The organism is Pseudonocardia pini, from assembly GCF_013870575.1.
GTDB classification, from domain to species: domain Bacteria; phylum Actinomycetota; class Actinomycetes; order Mycobacteriales; family Pseudonocardiaceae; genus Pseudonocardia; species Pseudonocardia pini.
Genome location: NZ_JACBXB010000919.1, coordinates 1 through 1,947, shown reverse-complemented (window position 1 = coordinate 1,947; position 1,947 = coordinate 1). Strand labels below are relative to the sequence as shown.

The window sequence follows — 1,947 nt, the reverse complement described above, 5'->3', positions numbered from 1 at the left end:
GCCGACCGCATCACCACCCTGTCCGACGACGACCGACGCGCGCTGCTCGCCGCGACGCGTGCCCTGGCCGCCCTCACCGAACCGACGACCGAGGGGGAGAAGCCGTGAGTGTTCACGGAGCCTCAGCCAGCCCGTTCCGCCAACCGAAGGCCGTCTGGGCGGTCGCCTTCGCCTGCGTCATCTCGTTCATGGGGATCGGGCTGGTCGACCCGATCCTGCCCGCCCTCGCCGACCAGCTGCAGGCCAGTCATGCGCAGGTCGAGCTGCTGTTCACCAGCTACCTCGTGGTCACCGCGCTCGCGATGCTGGTCACCGGCTGGGTGTCGAGCCGGATCGGGGCCAAGCGCACCCTGATCGCCGGGCTGGTGCTGATCGTGGTGTTCGCCGCCGCGGCCGGGGCCGCGGGTGGGATCGGCGGCATCGTCGGCTTCCGCGCGGGCTGGGGCCTGGGCAACGCGCTGTTCATCGCGACGAGCCTGGCCGTGATCGTGGGATCCGCCAGCGGCGGGTTCGGCGGCGCGATCGTGCTCTACGAGACCGCGCTCGGCGTGGGCATCGCCACCGGCCCGCTGCTCGGTGGGCTGCTCGGGAACCTCTCGTGGCGCGGCCCGTTCTTCGGGGTCGCGGCGCTGATGCTGGTCGCGCTGGTCGCGACCGTGGTGTTCGTCGACCCGACGCCGAAGCCCGCGGAACCGTCGAAGCTCTCCGAACCGCTGGTCGCGCTGAAGCACCGCAGCCTGCGGACCACCAGCCTGGTCGGGCTGCTCTACAACTGGGGCTTCTTCACGCTGCTCGGCTACGCGCCGTTCCTGATGAACCTGTCGGCGCTGCGGCTGGGCGCGGTGTTCTTCGCGTGGGGCATCCTGGTCGCCCTCTTCGCGGTGTTCGGCGCCACGTTCCTGAAGGACCGCTTCGGCACCGCCCGCACCCTGTACGGCTCGCTGATCTGCGTCGCGGTCATCCTCGCGGTGATCGGGACGTTCTCCGGGTCGGTGCCCACGGTGATCGTCGCGGTGATCCTGTCCGGTGCGTTCGTCGGGCTGAACAACACGCTGGTCACGACGGCGGTCATGAGCATCTCGCCGGTCCCGCGCAACGTCGCCAGCGCCACCTACGGGTTCGTCCGGTTCATCGGCGGCGGGCTCGCCCCGTTCGTCGCGGGCCTGGTGGCCGCGGCGGTGAACGTGCACCTGCCGTTCTGGATCGCGGCGGTCGTCGTGCTCGCCGGTGCGGCGCTGCTGACCACGGTGCACGGGCCCCTGGAGCAGGCCGACGCGACCGACGAGTCGGAGGAGGCCGAGGAGGCCGTCACCGAGGTCCCCGCGGTCGAGGAGGAGGCGATCCTCGCCGAGGACGCGCTGCGGCACGACCAGCAGCACGGAGCCCGTCGATGAGCTTCGAGTACGGCGTGGACGGACCCCGGGCGATCGTGGTCGGGATCGACGGGTCGGAGACGGCCTACCGCGCGCTGCACTACGCGGTCGGCCAGGCCCGGCGCCAGGGCGGGCGGGTCGTGGCGGTCTACGCCGACCGGATCCCGTCCCTGGCCTTCGCGACGGCCGTGCCGCTGGCCGCCACCGCCGTCGTCGACCCGGCGACGGACACCCTGCTCGAGGAGCTGCGGACCGCCGTCGAGCAGCTCGGGACCGAGTACGGGGTCCCCTCCGCCTTCGAGATGATCACCGGCGACCCGGTCAACGCCCTGGTCCGCGTGGCCGAACGGGAGCGCGCCGACGCGATCCTGGTCGGCGCCAGCGTGCAGGCGGGCCACAAGCTGTTCGGCTCGGTGGCCATGCGCGTGGTGAAGACGGGCCGCTGGCCCGTCACGGTGGTTCCCTAGATGTAGGTACCGGGTGCGGGGTGTAGGGGATGCAGCCCGCGCCCGCCCAGCTCGGGCGGGGCGTCGACCGTGTCGCCGGTGCGTTCGCCGAGCCACCCCGACAGGTC

Annotated in this window: 2 protein-coding genes; both read left to right on the top strand. The window is 72.4% G+C overall.

Annotated features, from left to right (window positions below; translation table 11 throughout):
• Positions 1-104 precede the first annotated feature (104 nt).
• Entirely contained in the window at positions 105-1,394 is a 1,290-nt protein-coding gene (locus tag H5J29_RS30805; protein WP_312858486.1) for an MFS transporter, read from the top strand.
• Positions 1,391-1,840, top strand: a complete 450-nt coding sequence (locus H5J29_RS30800) for a universal stress protein (protein WP_181784457.1) — start codon at positions 1,391-1,393, stop codon at positions 1,838-1,840. The genes H5J29_RS30805 and H5J29_RS30800 overlap by 4 nt, the downstream gene beginning before the upstream one ends.
• Positions 1,841-1,947 lie beyond the last annotated feature (107 nt).